The organism is uncultured Mobiluncus sp. (assembly GCF_947087965.1).
Taxonomy (GTDB): Bacteria; Actinomycetota; Actinomycetes; order Actinomycetales; family Actinomycetaceae; genus Mobiluncus.
Map to the genome: position 1 here is coordinate 68,288 of NZ_CAMUES010000006.1, position 14,803 is coordinate 83,090.

Annotated in this window: 16 protein-coding genes; 15 read left to right on the forward strand and 1 reads right to left on the reverse strand. The window is 55.4% G+C overall.

Features of this window, described 5'->3' with window-relative positions:
* Nucleotides 1-8: 8 nt before the first annotated feature.
* From def to Q0V70_RS07280, 6 genes are all read left to right on the forward strand, one after another.
* Nucleotides 9-503 carry a peptide deformylase gene (def, locus tag Q0V70_RS07255; RefSeq protein ID WP_282921341.1) on the forward strand — a complete coding sequence of 165 codons (495 nt, stop codon included), beginning with the start codon at nucleotides 9-11 and terminating at the stop codon, nucleotides 501-503.
* A gap of 142 nt (nucleotides 504-645) precedes the next feature.
* Nucleotides 646-1,143, forward strand: a complete 498-nt coding sequence (locus tag Q0V70_RS07260; protein ID WP_282921342.1) for a DUF3145 domain-containing protein — start codon at nucleotides 646-648, stop codon at nucleotides 1,141-1,143.
* Nucleotides 1,144-1,232: 89 nt separating this feature from the next.
* Nucleotides 1,233-1,688, forward strand: a complete 456-nt coding sequence (locus Q0V70_RS07265; RefSeq protein ID WP_282921343.1) for a DUF3052 domain-containing protein — start codon at nucleotides 1,233-1,235, stop codon at nucleotides 1,686-1,688.
* Between the two features lie 142 nt (nucleotides 1,689-1,830).
* Entirely contained in the window at nucleotides 1,831-3,219 is a 1,389-nt protein-coding gene (gene tig / locus Q0V70_RS07270; RefSeq protein ID WP_297590171.1) for a trigger factor, read from the forward strand.
* Between the two features lie 252 nt (nucleotides 3,220-3,471).
* On the forward strand, nucleotides 3,472-4,080 hold the full coding sequence (locus Q0V70_RS07275) for an ATP-dependent Clp protease proteolytic subunit (RefSeq protein ID WP_295028013.1): 609 nt from the start codon (nucleotides 3,472-3,474) through the stop codon (nucleotides 4,078-4,080).
* Nucleotides 4,080-4,784 carry an ATP-dependent Clp protease proteolytic subunit gene (locus tag Q0V70_RS07280; RefSeq protein ID WP_297590174.1) on the forward strand — a complete coding sequence of 235 codons (705 nt, stop codon included), beginning with the start codon at nucleotides 4,080-4,082 and terminating at the stop codon, nucleotides 4,782-4,784. The genes Q0V70_RS07275 and Q0V70_RS07280 overlap by 1 nt, the downstream gene beginning before the upstream one ends.
* A gap of 198 nt (nucleotides 4,785-4,982) precedes the next feature.
* On the opposite strand, the gene Q0V70_RS07285 is transcribed toward Q0V70_RS07280, so the two are convergent.
* The gene (locus Q0V70_RS07285) at nucleotides 4,983-5,228 is read right to left on the reverse strand and encodes a hypothetical protein (RefSeq protein ID WP_297590176.1); all 246 of its coding nucleotides are present in this window, start codon (nucleotides 5,226-5,228) and stop codon (nucleotides 4,983-4,985) included.
* 327 nt (nucleotides 5,229-5,555) lie between these two features.
* Between Q0V70_RS07285 and clpX the strand changes: the two genes are divergently transcribed.
* The 9 genes from clpX to Q0V70_RS07330 all read left to right on the forward strand — a co-directional run bounded on the left by clpX (nucleotide 5,556) and on the right by Q0V70_RS07330 (nucleotide 14,789).
* A complete protein-coding gene (gene clpX / locus Q0V70_RS07290; protein WP_282921348.1) occupies nucleotides 5,556-6,818 on the forward strand; it encodes an ATP-dependent Clp protease ATP-binding subunit ClpX in 1,263 nt (420 codons plus the stop codon).
* Nucleotides 6,819-7,062: 244 nt separating this feature from the next.
* Nucleotides 7,063-7,947, forward strand: a complete 885-nt coding sequence (locus tag Q0V70_RS07295) for a hypothetical protein (protein ID WP_297590178.1) — start codon at nucleotides 7,063-7,065, stop codon at nucleotides 7,945-7,947.
* Nucleotides 7,948-8,109: 162 nt separating this feature from the next.
* Nucleotides 8,110-8,442, forward strand: a complete 333-nt coding sequence (locus tag Q0V70_RS07300; protein WP_282921349.1) for a chorismate mutase — start codon at nucleotides 8,110-8,112, stop codon at nucleotides 8,440-8,442.
* Nucleotides 8,443-8,566: 124 nt separating this feature from the next.
* On the forward strand, nucleotides 8,567-9,094 hold the full coding sequence (locus tag Q0V70_RS07305) for a DUF4418 family protein (protein WP_282921350.1): 528 nt from the start codon (nucleotides 8,567-8,569) through the stop codon (nucleotides 9,092-9,094).
* A gap of 90 nt (nucleotides 9,095-9,184) precedes the next feature.
* Nucleotides 9,185-10,321 (forward strand): FtsX-like permease family protein, encoded by a 1,137-nt coding sequence (locus Q0V70_RS07310; RefSeq protein ID WP_297590181.1) that lies wholly within the window; start codon nucleotides 9,185-9,187, stop codon nucleotides 10,319-10,321.
* Complete coding sequence (locus Q0V70_RS07315; RefSeq protein ID WP_297590184.1) at nucleotides 10,322-11,026, forward strand: ABC transporter ATP-binding protein; 705 nt, start codon at nucleotides 10,322-10,324, stop codon at nucleotides 11,024-11,026.
* A 124-nt stretch (nucleotides 11,027-11,150) separates the two neighbouring features.
* A complete protein-coding gene (locus tag Q0V70_RS07320; RefSeq protein ID WP_297590187.1) occupies nucleotides 11,151-12,860 on the forward strand; it encodes an FTR1 family protein in 1,710 nt (569 codons plus the stop codon).
* Nucleotides 12,860-13,504, forward strand: a complete 645-nt coding sequence (locus Q0V70_RS07325) for an iron transporter (RefSeq protein ID WP_297590190.1) — start codon at nucleotides 12,860-12,862, stop codon at nucleotides 13,502-13,504. Before Q0V70_RS07320 ends, Q0V70_RS07325 begins: the two co-directional genes overlap by 1 nt.
* A gap of 10 nt (nucleotides 13,505-13,514) precedes the next feature.
* Entirely contained in the window at nucleotides 13,515-14,789 is a 1,275-nt protein-coding gene (locus tag Q0V70_RS07330) for a DUF2318 domain-containing protein (protein ID WP_297590193.1), read from the forward strand.
* The last annotated feature ends 14 nt before the right edge of the window (nucleotides 14,790-14,803 follow it).

Genomic DNA, 14,803 nt, shown 5'->3' on the forward strand with positions numbered 1-14,803 from the left:
AGGTCAACATGGCATTTCGTGAGATACGCGTGGTGGGGGATCCCGTGCTGCGCACCCCTTGTGACTGGATCACAGACCCGCGCGACCCCGGCGTGAAACAGCTGGTCGAGGACCTGTTAGAGAACGTGGACGAGGACGGTCGCGCCGGGTTGGCGGCGAACCAAATCGGGGTCAGCCTGCGGGCGTTTTCCTGGAACATTGACGGGGAAGTCGGCTACGTTTTGAACCCCAAACTGGTCGCCACCAGCGAAGATGAATTCCAGGATGGCGACGAGGGCTGCCTGAGTGTGCCGGGGCTGTTTTACCCGACGAAACGCGCTTGGTATGCCCGCGTGGAAGGCATCGACCTGGACGGAAAACCGCTGGTGGTTGAGGGTGAAGAACTGATGGGGCGCTGCCTGCAGCACGAATGCGACCATCTGGAGGGACAGTTGTACCTGGACAGATTGGAACGCAAATACCGCAAGGAAGCGCTGCAGCAAATTCGGAAAATGGGTTGGTAGACCCCGGATAGGCGTGCAACTGCCACCGGTTTAGCGCATAATAGAAACATAAGTTACCTCGTTGTGATTCGGTGTTCGGAGGGGAAGCCGCAATACCGGCCCGTTGAGCTGTGGCTCAACTCAAGCACAACAGGAGGTAACCATGAACCAATACACGCGAGGTGTCCTGTTTATTCACACGGCGCCCAGGGCGTTGTGTCCCCATATTGAGTGGGCGGCGGGGACGGTTTTGAACACCGAAGTCAGTTTGGATTGGACCGTCCAAGAGGCCGACCCGACGTTTTTTCGCGCCGAATTTTCTTGGGTAGGCATGGTCGGAACCGGTGCCAAGTTGGCTTCAGCTCTGCGCGGGTGGGAACACTTACGCTATGAAGTGACCGAGGACGCGGCTCCTGGCACGGACGGCGGACGCTGGTCCCACACTCCTGAATTGGGAATTTTCTATGCTCAAACCGATAGCGTGGGCAACGTGGTGGTGCCGGAAGGCCGAATCTTGGCGGCGTTGGAACACGCGGATAATCCCTTGCAAATGCGCCGTGAGCTGGACTTAGCCTTGGGGCGCGCGTGGGATGAGGAGCTGGAACCGTACCGTTGGGCGGGTGTCGGTGCTCCGGTGAAGTACCTGCACAAGGTCGTGTGAGCCCTTTCTCAGGGTTGCCAACGTTGCCATTACGGGGAAAATTCGGTGTAAATTCCCCACGGAGGCTCGGTTTCATATATCCTGAAACTATGACGAACAATGCTTCCGCCCACGCGGAACAATCTCAAAAGGATCGCGCAAACAAATCTCAGCCTGGTCTTGGTTTCGAAAAGGGATCGATTGTCCAAGAATTTTATTATGACGATGACGTCGATGAGACACTGCGTCGCGCCATTGAGGACTTCCTCGGAAACGAACTGGTCGACGAAGATTACGGGGATGTCTCTGATGGGGCGCTGATTTGGTGGCGCGCCGAAGATGGCGAAGTCGATGATTTGGCGGATTTATTAGTTGACGCATCTGGAAACCTCGACGATGGCGGGCTGATTTGGGTCATGACCCCCGTGTCGGGCAAGGCGAATTCGGTGGATACCCAGTTCGTCGAGGAGGCCGCGAAAACCGCTGGTCTGCGGGTTATGTCCTCCTCTCACGTGAGTCCCGATTGGCTGGGAATCAGCCTCATGGCGCGCGGCACGAACCGCTGAAATCCACCTCTATTGAATCCCCACTCGCCCCGACCCTAAGTTTCAGAAAAAGGGGCTAATGTCGTAAGATTTAGGGGCTTATGAAAACCAAGCGGACCGGACTGGCCGGCAGACCGCAAGAACAAACGATTTTGGAGACAAAGTGAAGAGCACTGTTGAAAACCTCAACCCCACAAAGGTCAAGTTGGCAATCGAGGTTCCCTACGAGGAATTCAAGCCCGAGATGGACAAGGTTTTCAAGGAATACGCCAAACAGGTCAACATTCCCGGTTTCCGCCGCGGACACGTCCCGGCTCGCGTGCTGGAATCCTACATCGGCCGCGGCGCGGTCATTGAGGACGCGGTCAATCACGCGCTGCCGGAATACTACGGCCAAGCTGTGCAGGAACATAAGATTGCGCCGATGGGTCAGCCTAACGTGGACGTGACCGATACCCCCAATATTGAGGGCGAAGCCGGCGGCGATTTGAAGTTTACGGTGGAAGTGGAGGTACGTCCCGAGGTCAAGCTGCCCGATTTCTCAAAGCTCAGCTTGGAAGTCGACGCGATTAAAGACGACCCGAAAGCCCTGGACACCGAGCTGGATAACCTGCGTCGTCGTTTCGCGACTCTGAAAACCGTGGAGCGCGCCGTCAAGCAGGACGACTTCGTCACCCTGGACCTCAAGAGCGAGATTGACGGCAAAGAGGTCGATTCCCTAAACCAGACCTCCTATCACGTTGGTGCCGGTGGTTTAGTCGAGGGCCTGGATGAGGCTTTGAAGGGTTTGAAAGCCGGAGCAACTAAGACGTTTGAAACCCAGCTGAAGTCTGGCCCGCACGGGGGAGAGACCGCTCAGGTTACCGTCACCGTGGATTCTGTGAAGGAACAGGTCTTGCCGGAAGCCGACGATGAGTTCGCCATGATGGTTTCCGAACACGACACCATCGATGAGCTGAAGCAGGAACTTGCGGAAAACGTGGATCGTCAGGCTCGCGCTGGACAGGCTATGTCGGCACGAGACAAGCTGGTCGAAAAGCTGCGCGATGAGCTGGAATTCCCGCTACCGCAAGGGGTGTTGGATGAGGCTGTCGCGGCGCAGATTGGCGAGGACGCCAGCGACGATGATAAACAGAAAGCTCAGGAAGCTGTCGAGCAGGATTTGAAAGTTCAGATTATCCTGGACGCTCTGGCCGAAGAACGCCAGATGAGCGTGTCTCAGCAGGAACTGTTGGAGTTTGTGCTTCAGACCGCGCAGGCTTACGGCATGGACCCCTCCTTGCTGCTGCAAAACGCGGAACAGAACAACCGGATTCCGGCATTTATCCAAGAAATCGCTCGCAACAAGTCCATCGCGTCCGCCCTTGGGGAGGTCGAGGTCAAGGACACGAACGGCAAGGTTGTGGACCTGAAGGAATTCATCGGCGAGGAGTCGGCGGAAGACGAGGACGCTGAGGAAAAGCCGGCAAAAAAAGCTCCCGCAAAGAAGGCGGCGGCAAAGAAAGCCCCGGCTAAGAAAGCTCCGGCAAAGAAGGACGCCGCGGACGAGTAACTCTTGAGCACAAGGCGGGTTTCGGTACTGACCGGAACCCGCCTTTTGCTATCAACTGACACCCCCGCACTGGCGAGATGAGGGAAAAACCGCCCGGCGAGACTTGTGAATAAATCAGAAAGAAACCGACCGACACCGCGAGGGGACGCCTCCGACCAAAGTCGGGATTAGCCCATAGCGAAACCGGGGGAATGAAGCGCGAAGGACGCGCGGTTTTCCGTTAGGGTTAAGTGAACCAAGCGAGGAGGAAACGTGACCGTAGTTAATCGCGACGAAGAAACGCCCGATGTACCCACGGGTGGGTTTATTTACAAGCGCTTGCTGAAAGAGCGCATCATTTGGCTGGGCGATGAGGTCAGCCAGGAAAATGCCAATGCGATTTGCGCCCAGATGCTGCTGTTGGCGGCCGAGGACCCGGATTCCGACATTTATCTCTACATCAATTCTCCCGGCGGCTCCGTCACCGCGGGCATGGCTATCTATGACACGATGCAGTATGTGAAACCCGACGTGGTGACCGTGGCGATGGGAATGGCGGCCTCGATGGGGCAGTTCCTGTTGACAGCCGGAACGAAAGGCAAGCGTTTCGCGACTCCGCACGCCCGCATCCTCATGCACCAGCCTCTCGGCGGTGTCCAGGGAACGGCCTCCGAAGTGCGGATTAATGCTGATTTGATTCTGGCGATGAAGCGGGAACTCGCTCAGATTACTGCCGAGCGCACCGGTCACACGCTGGAAGAAATCACCAGGGACGCGGACCGTGACCACTGGTTTACCGCTCAGGAAGCCTTGGAATACGGCTTTATTGACGCGGTGGTAGAGAACGCGGCCGCGGTACAGAGCTCGAAGAAGGGGGAGTAATGAGGCATTATCAAGGTGATTTAGGAGTGTCCGCAGGGGTTGCTGCGGTTTCGCCCGCGAGTGCGTCTGTCCCCGCGGGGGCGGCTCCGGCGTTGCCTAGCGCGCGCTACATTCTGCCGACTTTCGAGGAACGCACGGCTTACGGCTACAAACGCCAGGACCCTTATGCGAAACTGTTTGAGGATCGGATTGTGTTCCTGGGTAACCAGGTGGACGATGCTTCCGCAGATGACGTGATGGCGCAGTTGCTGGTGCTGGAAAGCCAGGATCCCGATTCGCTCATTACCATGTACATCAACTCTCCGGGCGGGTCTTTTACCGCGATGACGGCGATTTATGACACGATGCAATACATCAAGCCCGAGATTCAGACGGTTTGTTTGGGTCAGGCGGCCTCCGCGGCGGCGGTGCTGCTGGCGGGGGGTGCTCCGGGCAAGCGTCTGGCGTTGCCCAATGCACGGGTACTGATTCATCAGCCGGCCATTCAGGGCGCTCAGGGTCAGGCCACCGATTTGGCGATTATTGCTGAGGAAATCGACCGGATGCGGGCCTGGCTGGAGGAAACACTGTCGAAGCATTCCAACCGCAACGTGGAGCAAATGCACGAGGACATTGACCGGGACAAGATTCTCACGGCTCCCCAGGCACTGGAATATGGTCTGATTGACCAGGTGCTGGAGCCGCGCAAAGGCAGCTCGAGCTAATTGTGACTTGCCATCAACGTGGCTTCACGCTTTGATAGCGTGGAGCCACGTGGTTATTTGGCTGTGTTTAGCCTTGGTTGGCTTTGGTTGTACTGATGTGCCCTGAGGTGCCCACCGTTCAGAAGCGCGGGGGCGGGCGTTGCTAATCGGTCGCTCGACTCGCCACTAGGTCGGGTTCGCCGCCGCGCGACGGGTCTCTCAGTTTGATGATTTCCTAGAGAAGACACTGACTATGGCCCCAAGGCTGATACAGATTATGGCCACGTTGCTGATAGGAGCCAGAACTTGCAGGAGATTCAAGACCGCCAAGGCAATGATTATTGCCAGAGCTAGCAGAACCGTCCAAATCTGGGCGGTACCGTTGGTTTTGTTGCGAAAAACAATCATAGACAGGCCGGACAACACTCCCAGACCAATGAACAGGTAAGCTATTACGTCAGGCATCGCGCCCCCCTTATATTTATGACTTTTCTGATGTCCTCGGTTAATCCCGGAAACTGCTTAATACTAATATGTCAGCCGGAACAAATATACCTACAAATGTGGGTATTGACTCACCGCCAATAATAGGTGCGGGGCTACCCGTCCGGCACCAGAAGCCTCGCGCGACACCGACGCCAAATCCTTGCCCGAAACCCCTATAGAACACCAAAACCCGTCGAGCTGCACCCCAGAGTCGGCGGATTGGCCCTCAAAGGCGTGTTAACAAGAATAAAAACCTCTAAAACCGTAGAATCGTAATCAGCCCGAACTCGTCTATGAGAGGAACTCATGTCACGCACTGCCGAATCGGTCGACCTGCTGAAGTGTTCTTTCTGTGGAAAGTCCCAGCGCCAGGTTCGCAAGCTCATCGCCGGTCCCGGCGTATATATCTGTGATGAGTGCATCGAGCTGTGCAATGACATTATTGCCGAGGAACTCGACGGTAGCCCCGCGGGCGGGTTGGACGTCCTGCCGACTCCCCATGAAATCTTTGATTTCCTGCAGGAATACGTGATTGGTCAGGAAAAAGCGAAACGTGCCCTGTCCGTGGCGGTCTATAACCACTACAAGCGGGTGCGCGCCCAACGCCACGGCGAAGACACCGGTATGGAGCTGACGAAGTCGAATATCCTGCTGCTCGGCCCCACTGGAACCGGAAAGACGCACCTGGCGAGGTCCTTGGCGCGATTGTTGAAAGTCCCGTTCTGCATCGTGGACGCCACCGCCCTGACCGAAGCCGGCTACGTGGGCGAGGACGTGGAAAACATCTTGCTGCGCTTGATTCAAGCCGCCGATGGGGACGTGAAAAAGGCCGAACGCGGCATTATCTATATCGATGAAATCGACAAGATTTCCCGCAAGGGTGAAAACGCCTCCATCACTCGGGACGTGTCCGGCGAGGGCGTGCAGCAGGCTCTGCTAAAGATTATCGAGGGCACCACCGCTTCCGTGCCGCCCCAGGGCGGGCGCAAACATCCGCATCAGGAATTTATCGAGATTGATACCTCCTCGATTCTGTTCATTGCCGCCGGGGCGTTTGCCGGTCTCGACGAAATTGTGAAAGCTCGGTTGGGACAGCGCTCCACCGGGTTTGGCTCGGACCTCAAGTCCGTAAAGGAACACGGCGACCTGTTCGCCAAAGTGACCCCCGACGACCTGCACAAGTTCGGTTTGATTCCGGAGTTCATCGGCCGTCTGCCGGTCATTACCAATGTGTCGGCCCTGGACGTTGACGATTTGTCCCGGGTTTTGACCGAGCCCAAGAACGCCATCTTAAAGCAATACCAGCATCTGTTTGAGCTCGACGGGGTGAAACTGACTTTCACCGATGCGGCGATTCACGCGGTGGCCGAGCTGGCTGAGAAGCGCGGCACCGGGGCGCGTTCGCTGTCGACCCTGATGGAAAACACCCTCTCTCAAATCATGTTTGACCTGCCCTCACGTGAGGACGTGGCGGAAGTTATCATCGAGGCGGAGTGCGTTTTTGAGGGTGCCGAGCCCACCTACGTGCTGCAGGACATTCATGGCGGTTCGGTCGCGAAGACCGCCTAACGTTTACGTCACAAGGTTCCCCGGCGGGTTCACGCCGAGCTTGCGGCTCCTCGGGGGCGGGCGATTGTGTGCAACGGTTGAGATATGTTCCTCTGTGTAGGAAGGCAGCATTACTAACTCATGATGCCAGATTGTGGCAACACCTTAAAACGGCTCTCCAAGCTCCATCGCGCTGTATTAATCCAAATCGTTCACTAACCCTCAGATTGATGGTAGGCTCAAACTGGGATTTGGGAGGGATATCATGAGAAAACTTTTTTCAGGATTGGTTTGTTTTTCCATCCTCATGATTGGTTTATCAGGATGTTCTCAAGACGACTCGGAGACGCCTTCCTCGCAGAATAAGCCCAGTAATACTGCTAGTTCTGTTGACGCAGCTAATCCTCTCATGCTTGAAGCTGGTCCGGGATATGCGGGATCACTTTCCTCCCGTGAAGTGCTTAATTGCAGTCTTTCGATACCCAGTATCGATGCTAATCCTCAGCCGGATACGCTCGCTCCTCTAAACTATAACCGTATTTGGGATCCGAGTGTACCAGCGGTAAATGGCAGTTCTTGGTATAAACAAATCCAGAAAAACATTAAATCAGGCGACCTGGATGCTATGGGGGAAGTTTCTCTGACTTTGTTGCGTCTGGTACAGACCTATCATCCTGACCAGGTTGGTATGGGACTGTACTTTGATACAACGAACAACCAAAGTGGAATTTCGCTCGTGGGTAATGGTAAAAGTACCGAGATGACTTGGCGTCAAGTTATCGAACAGCTCGATATTCCACAGGACAAAGGAGCTCTCGAGTTGGCAGAGCTTTTGCCGGAAACGACCCCAAAAGTCCAAGTCACCTATGTTGAGAACAGTACTGAAAAGCTCTGTAATGCGGCACGGGGATTATCCGAATACCTGTTTAGAACCAGTTACCTTTTGACGGGAAACTATAGCCTGACTTACGACACTTCTAAAGGTATGCTCAACTTCAGTCAACGTAAAGGAACCACAAATCCAGACGGCGGTCTGTTGAATCAGGATAATCTGCCACCAAAACTACTGGCGGAAATAGATGAAACCATTGATGTTTCCAGGCTCATCGAAACGAAATATTCAGGGCTCATTTATTACTCTGAGTTTTAACCTGACTCCCATCCTTTTGTTCGACGCTGTCAGATGTAGCTTTCTGTGTGACTGGTGTGGCTTCACTGTGCTTTCGGGCAGCCCATTTGATTATCTCAGACCACTTCCGCTATGGCGCGGCGACCCGGTAAAGTGAGAGGGGAACCTAGTGAAGGGGCAACAATGAACACTACGCAAGCCGAAGCTATCGCCGCGAACCCGCCGCAAACCCCTGCTGAACTCAAGGAATACCGCGCCACCATCGACAACATCGACGCCGCGCTAGTGCATCTGCTGGCGGAGCGGTTTCGTTGCACCCAAAAAGTCGGTCAGCTAAAGGCGCGACTGGATTTGCCGCCGGCTGACCCCGAGCGTGAGGCGCAGCAGGTGGCGCGCCTCCAGGCTTTGGCTGTCTCATCAGGGCTCGACCCCGAGTTCGCCAAGAAGTTCCTGCGTTTCATTGTTGACGAGGTTATCCGTCACCACGAAGCGGTGCGCGAAACGCCATCTGAATAGCACATCCGAGCCATTTTGCGCTGGTGGAACGCGTTATTTCTCTATTTAGGTAAGGCAAGCCTTGCCAATTGTTTTGCGCTATGTCATGATTGTCTGCGTCGTTAAATATTAAGGAGAAATTCGCATGAAAGATAAAATCATCGGTTCGCTGCCTACCATCGTGTTGGGACTGCTCATTGCCATCGCGCCCCGGACTTTTGCGCCGGTTTGCGAGTTCGCCGCCAAACACAGCTCCGGCATGGAACATATGTCCGGGATGAAAGATTCCGGCGGTATGGACCACATGGACCACATGGATCACATGGGGCAGGCTGGCAAAGCGATGGGTGAGGCGCATCAGCATATGGCGTGCTACTGGACCGCTCAAGCCAGTCTGGGGATTGGAATTCTCCTCGTAATTATCGGGCTGCTGGCGTTGTTTGTGAACTCTCAAATTCGCACCGGTTTGAACCTGAGCGCGGCACTCATCTACGTGCTGGAAATTTCGATTGTCACCGTGCTCATCGGAATGTGCAAAGGCGAGGAAATGTCTTGCAACGTGTATGCCATGCCTACGCTATCGGCACTGAGCTGCGTGGGAATTCTGGCAGCTGGCGCGGCGATATTCCTGGATCAAAAGAATCGCTCGGAACTTCAGAAGGTCTCGGCATAATTCGCAATGCAAAGCAGCCAGATAACCTGGGGCAAACTCCCTTTTCGTAATCTCAAATATTACCGTTACCGCAGTTTAGGACTGTTTCTGGTGGCATTCCTGCTCAGCGCGATAACGTTCGGTGCAGGAATGGTTTCGCTGAACCTCAGCCAAGGCTTGTCATCGGTCAAGGAACGTCTGGGGGCGGACATAATGATTGTGCCTTCCCAGTTTGAGCAGTCCGCAAAGGATATTTACCTCTGCGGAGGAAAGCCGAGCGGGTTCCTGTTGCAAGATGATGTGGCTGATTTGGTTGCCAGTGTTCCCGGAGTGGAACGGGTCACCACACAAACCTATATTGCCTCCCTAATGGCGAGCTGTTGCGAGGTGCGGCTGCAGATTATCGGCATTGACCCAGACACTGACTTTGTCATTAAACCCTGGATTCAAGCCACTTATTCCCGCGGTCTGCAGGATGGCGAGTTGGTCGCGGGTTCCAAAGTCCAGATTAATGCCCAGGGCAAGATTCGCCTGTTCAACTATGAATTCCCGGTAAGCGCGCGGCTGGCTCCGACAGGCACCAATCTGGATTCGTCTGTATTTGCCAATCTGGCGACCACGAAAATCTTGGCGCGCCAAGCGGAAAAGGTGGGGCATCCGGTCTTGCCCGCAGATCAGATTGGACACCGGGTCTCCGCAGTGATGGTAAAGGTCAAGCCCGATTACACCCCGGAGGACGTGGCGCAGTATATTTCCAAATCCCCGCAGCTAAAGGGCTTGGGCTTTGTGTCCGCTAACGGGATTAGTTCCCGGCTCAAAGAAGGCGTGGGGCATATCGTGGGTGCTTTGCAGGTCTTTCTGATTATCTTTTGGGCAGTATCACTGGCGGTGTTGGTGACGGTCAACTGGGTTAGCGTCATGTCTCGGAGCAAAGAATTGGGCTCGCTGCGGATAATGGGCGCAACCAGGACGATGCTCACCGGCATGCTGCTGAAAGAGAATCTGCTGGTCAGCCTGGCGGGCGGCGTGCTGGGGCTGGGGCTCAGCGCGGTGCTGTTGCGGCCCTTTGGTAATGCCATTCAAAGGGCTTTGAAACAGCCCTATCTGCAAAGTGATGTTTGGAGCCAGTGTTCTCTGGGCGTCCTCATCCTGGTGACAGTGTGTCTCAGTGCCGTGCTGGCCAGTGCTATTTCGGCGATTCGCCTGCTACAAAAGGAAACGTACCAGGTCGTGCGGGAGGGGCAATAGATGCTGCTGGAACTATGTGAGGTGACCAAGAAGTTTTCGCGGCGGGGTCGCGAATTCAACGCGGTAGACAGCGTCAGCCTGGAGATAGATGCCAATCAGTTTGTGGTCATTTCAGGCAAATCGGGTAACGGAAAGACGACCCTGCTGAACCTGATGATGGGCCTGCTTCGGCCCAGTTCAGGAACGGTTCGGGTGACAGGAGAGGACTTGTCTGGTCTCTCGGACCGGGAACTGTCTCAGCTGCGCCGGTTTCGTGTGGGAATGATTACGCAGCAGCAAACCCTGGTCAGTTCCCTCAACGTTTTGGATAACGTGGTGTTGCCCGCGACTTTGCCGGCACAAGGGCGTTCTCCGGGGTCATCGACCCCGGTGGCGGTCGAGTCTTTGCCCGTCAATCGCGCGCTTGATTTGCTGGAAAAGCTCGATATCGCGGACCTAACACACGCCTGGCCCGCGGAACTGTCCGGGGGAGAGATGCGCCGAGTTGCCATCGCCCGCGCACTCATGACCCAACCGGAGATTTTGTTGGCGGATGAACCGACCGGCGACTTGGACGATGACTCCACCGCGGCGGTACTGGGGCTATTCCGCGAGCTCGCACAAGGGGGCAGCGCGGTCGTGATGGTCACTCACGACGCGGCCGCTTATGAATACTGCAACCGCAGGTTCAATATGTTAGACGGTCACCTGGAGGAGTTGCGGTAGGGCGAGGGTACTTTGTTAAAAAACAGCCCTGAACAGCTAAATTTGCTATAAGGCAAGGCTTGCCTTATTTATTATTTTTCTGTAGCCTTATCATGTTTCGATTTAGAAAGAAGTTGAGGAAATCGTGGACGCAACCAGAAACCAGCCTTCTCTGTGGGCACGTGGACTGCGGTTTATCGTAGGTTTTTCCGCTTTGGTGGTGGCGCTAGCCTTCGGCGGAGTGGTCTGGCCCAGCGCGGCCACACCCCAAGATTCCGATCTGGGTGAATGGTCTGAGGTTGTGGCGGTAATGCAGGAAAAGCTCTCCGCGGTTCCGGAAGCTGGCGATCCGAGCGCGGTCCAGACTCTGATTCGTCAAGCCTACTATGAGAACTACCAGACCAGCGGACTGGAGGACCAGGTCAAACACGCTTTGGGGCGTGACGTCGACGATAAGTTCGTCGCCGAACTATTGAACTTACGCAATCTCAGCCGTGACGGCGCGAGCCCGGAGGCGCTGCGAGAAGCCAGCGACAAAGTCATAGACCTGCTTACAGAAACGGTAACTAAGCTGGTCAAAGCCCCGAAGGTGGCGGATCAGTGGAGTAGGGTCGCCGACACGATTGCGCAAACTATCACCGATGCCCAAAGTGCCTACGTCAAGGGACAAGCCGACCGGGCATTCACCTTGGCTACCGAAGCGTACCTGGGACATTACGAAGCTGACGGGTTTGAAAACAACACCATTGTGCACAAAGGTTTCAGCCGCGTGACTGAGATTGAGGGCATGTTCAGTGACTTGCGACAGGGTTACAAAGACGGTCGTGACCAGGCTCAGCAGGAGAAACTTGGCAAGGACCTGATTGCGAAGCTGACTGAGGACGCGCAATTTTTAGACTCGAAAACGCAGGACACGGGACCGCTGGGGATTTCCGGTTTCTTTGCCGCTTTTCTGATTCTGCTGCGTGAAGGCGCGGAGGCACTGCTGGTCGTGGCGGCGTTGGTCACCTACGCGTTGAAAGCGGGACGGCGCGACCAGCTGCGGGGAATCCTCGCTGGCGTGGTTATCGCCGTGGTCATTTCCATCGGTCTGGCTATTCTGTTTGGACAGCTCAGCGCCAGTGTGCAGAGCGGAATGGGTCAGGAACTGCTGGAGGGGATTACCGGCCTAGCGGCAGCCCTGATGCTGATTTATGTGTCTAACTGGATACTGAGCAAGTCCAGTGGCAAACGCTGGGAAGAATACATAAAGGCGACCGCGGGCGAAAAAACCGCGTCGGGAGGCGTTTTTGCCCTGGCATTTGTGTCCTTCCTCACCGTCGCCCGGGAGGGCGCCGAAACCATCCTGTTCTTTTACCCGATTGTCGCCGGGGCGAAAACGCACAGCGATTATTGGTTTATCGTTGGGGGTGGCGTAACGGCGGTAGTCATCCTCGCGATTCTATTCGTGCTGGTCTGGCAGTTCGGGGTACGCCTGCCGCTCAAGCCGTTCTTTAAGTGGACTTCGATATTGCTGGCGTTGCTGGCGATAGCCATCGTGGGTGGGGCAATCAAAGAGCTGCAAGAGGCCGCTTTGGTCGGGGCGCATATGGTGCCTTCCGTTCCTACCGTGGTGTTCCTAGGAATCTATCCCACCGCGGAAACCCTCGGTGCACAGCTTATTACCGCCGCAGTATTGGTCGGCCTTGCTCTGTTGCAACGCCGCCAGGCAAAAGCCGACCACCCCGAGGCGGGCGGCTCCGAGACTCGTTCCGACACCCATATCTCGGAAAGTAATGATAAAGCTCCCGAAGGACACTCTTCGAGGGAAAACACACAAGACGCTGTCGAAGCACACAGCGGAAAGGAAGAATAATGAAGAAGAAGCTACTGGCTCTGGCAGCCGTCCTGGCGTTGGGCACGAGCCTCAGCGGCTGTGGCGGAACCTCGGCGGACAACCAGGCGAAGCCGCAGGAATCCAAGCCGGCGACCGAGCAGGAACAGCCGGAAACCCCCAGCGATCCCAACGTTGTGGGTATCAAGGAGATTCCGGTTGGGGATTCTGGCGAACAAACCAACGGGCCGCTGAATGTAAACGTTGTCTATTTCCAGGCTGTCGATATGGAACATGGCTCGATGAAGATGCCTCCGGCCTCCGAGTCCGATATGCACTTTGAGATTGACGTTTCCACTAATGAAAAGGCCGAAGAATTCGGATACCCGGCCGATTCATACCTGCCCTACCTGGACGATTTGAAGGCCACAGTTAAGGATCAAAAGACCGGTGAGGAAACTGACCTGGGCACCATGATGCCGATGATCGCCGTTGACGGTCCTCACTATGGTAACAACATCAAGCTCAAGCCCGGTCTGTACGATGTGACCATCACCATCCCCTCTCCGGAGGACAAGTTCATGCTGCACACGGGTAAGGATTCCTCCGCGGTCAAGGGACGCTTCTGGAAAGAACCGCTGAAGTTCGAGTTTAAGAACTGGCAGTGGGATGGGCAGATTCTCTAAGTAGATTTCATTGCTCAAGTTATTTGTTGTCGCCCTCCGCTATGGGCTGCCGCTGTTCGTGCCGCTGGCAATCTTGCTGGCAACACGGCCACACGCCCCGATGGAACGCCGAGTTGTCGCTCGGATTACCACCGTGGTGTTGGTAGTGGCAGCCCTAGTGGCGGCGACGCTGGCATGGTTTCGACTGAATACGAACCTGATAGATGTTCCCACCATGAACTTCTATCTGGTTCCAGTAATGCTGATTTGCTCTCTGGGCTTCCTGGGGATGTCCTGGTGGTTTGGTGCGGCCGACCTCTATGACATTAAACAAAGCGCTAAGCATCGGGCGCTGCTGGTGGTCTCGCTGTTGACTGCCGTCAGCATCATCATTAATTTCGGCTTTGAATACGCATTTTCGACCGATGAAATTGTGCTGATGGGGTCCTCCCCATTAGAAACTGAATCGCTGGCACGATTTGCCGGCTTTGTGTTTGGTTCTTTGCTGGTGGTCATCGCTGGATGGGCGTATGTACACGCGACCAAGCTGGTTCCCGCGATGGTGCGTTTGGCAATTACTACCGCGGTGTTTTTGGTAGTCATCGGTCCGCGCTCTATCCTGCTCTATCAGCAGCTCGCTGCCCGTGGTTTCCTGCCCCGCTCGCGGACCATTTTTGAACTCGTGTTGTGGATTCAAAATGCCAACACCGTCATGTTGCTGACTCTGGTGGTACTCACCGCCATTCCCGGCATCATCGCCATTTGGTTCAGCTCCAAACCCGTCAATGTTTCCGGACCGGAAGCACGTTTAGCAAAAGCGGATCGAATTTCTCGCCGTCACTTTTTGGAGCTGGCTTTGGGGGGTACGGTCGTCTTCGTTTCGGCTTTGACTGTCGGCAAACGTGTGGCAGAAGCTGTGCCAGAGTTATCCCCGATAGAGCCTTCCACCGTGAAAGGCAATGTGGTTTCGGTGAGTCGGGAGCTGGTGTCTGATGGACACCTGCATCGGTTCGCCTACGTGACCGAGGACGGGACGCAAGTCCGTTTCATCGTCATTCAAAAGAACGCGGTGGCTTACGGTTGCGGGCTCGACGCGTGTGAGATTTGCGGGGAATCCGGTTATTACGAAGACGGCGGGAAAGTCATCTGCCGGCGCTGCGGGGTCATGATGAACATTCAAACTATTGGTTTCCCCGGTGGCTGTAACCCCATTCCGATTAAGTATGAAGTTGGCCCGAAAGAATTGCGGTTTTTTGCTGACGAGCTGAGTGGGCACGCCAGAATCTTTAAAACCAAAATAATCTAAGGCTCTAAGGTATA

Coding starts and splice junctions, on each gene's coding strand:
- Q0V70_RS07305 (WP_282921350.1), top strand. CDS start 8,567: ATGAAAGATAAAATCATCGGTTCGCTGCCTACCATCGTGTTGGGACTG.
- Q0V70_RS07325 (WP_297590190.1), top strand. CDS start 12,860: ATGAAGAAGAAGCTACTGGCTCTGGCAGCCGTCCTGGCGTTGGGCACG.
- Q0V70_RS07260 (WP_282921342.1), top strand. CDS start 646: ATGAACCAATACACGCGAGGTGTCCTGTTTATTCACACGGCGCCCAGG.
- Q0V70_RS07265 (WP_282921343.1), top strand. CDS start 1,233: ATGACGAACAATGCTTCCGCCCACGCGGAACAATCTCAAAAGGATCGC.
- Q0V70_RS07300 (WP_282921349.1), top strand. CDS start 8,110: ATGAACACTACGCAAGCCGAAGCTATCGCCGCGAACCCGCCGCAAACC.
- clpX (WP_282921348.1), top strand. CDS start 5,556: ATGTCACGCACTGCCGAATCGGTCGACCTGCTGAAGTGTTCTTTCTGT.
- def (WP_282921341.1), top strand. CDS start 9: ATGGCATTTCGTGAGATACGCGTGGTGGGGGATCCCGTGCTGCGCACC.
- Q0V70_RS07285 (WP_297590176.1), bottom strand. CDS start 5,228: ATGCCTGACGTAATAGCTTACCTGTTCATTGGTCTGGGAGTGTTGTCC.
- Q0V70_RS07280 (WP_297590174.1), top strand. CDS start 4,080: ATGAGGCATTATCAAGGTGATTTAGGAGTGTCCGCAGGGGTTGCTGCG.
- Q0V70_RS07315 (WP_297590184.1), top strand. CDS start 10,322: ATGCTGCTGGAACTATGTGAGGTGACCAAGAAGTTTTCGCGGCGGGGT.
- Q0V70_RS07295 (WP_297590178.1), top strand. CDS start 7,063: ATGAGAAAACTTTTTTCAGGATTGGTTTGTTTTTCCATCCTCATGATT.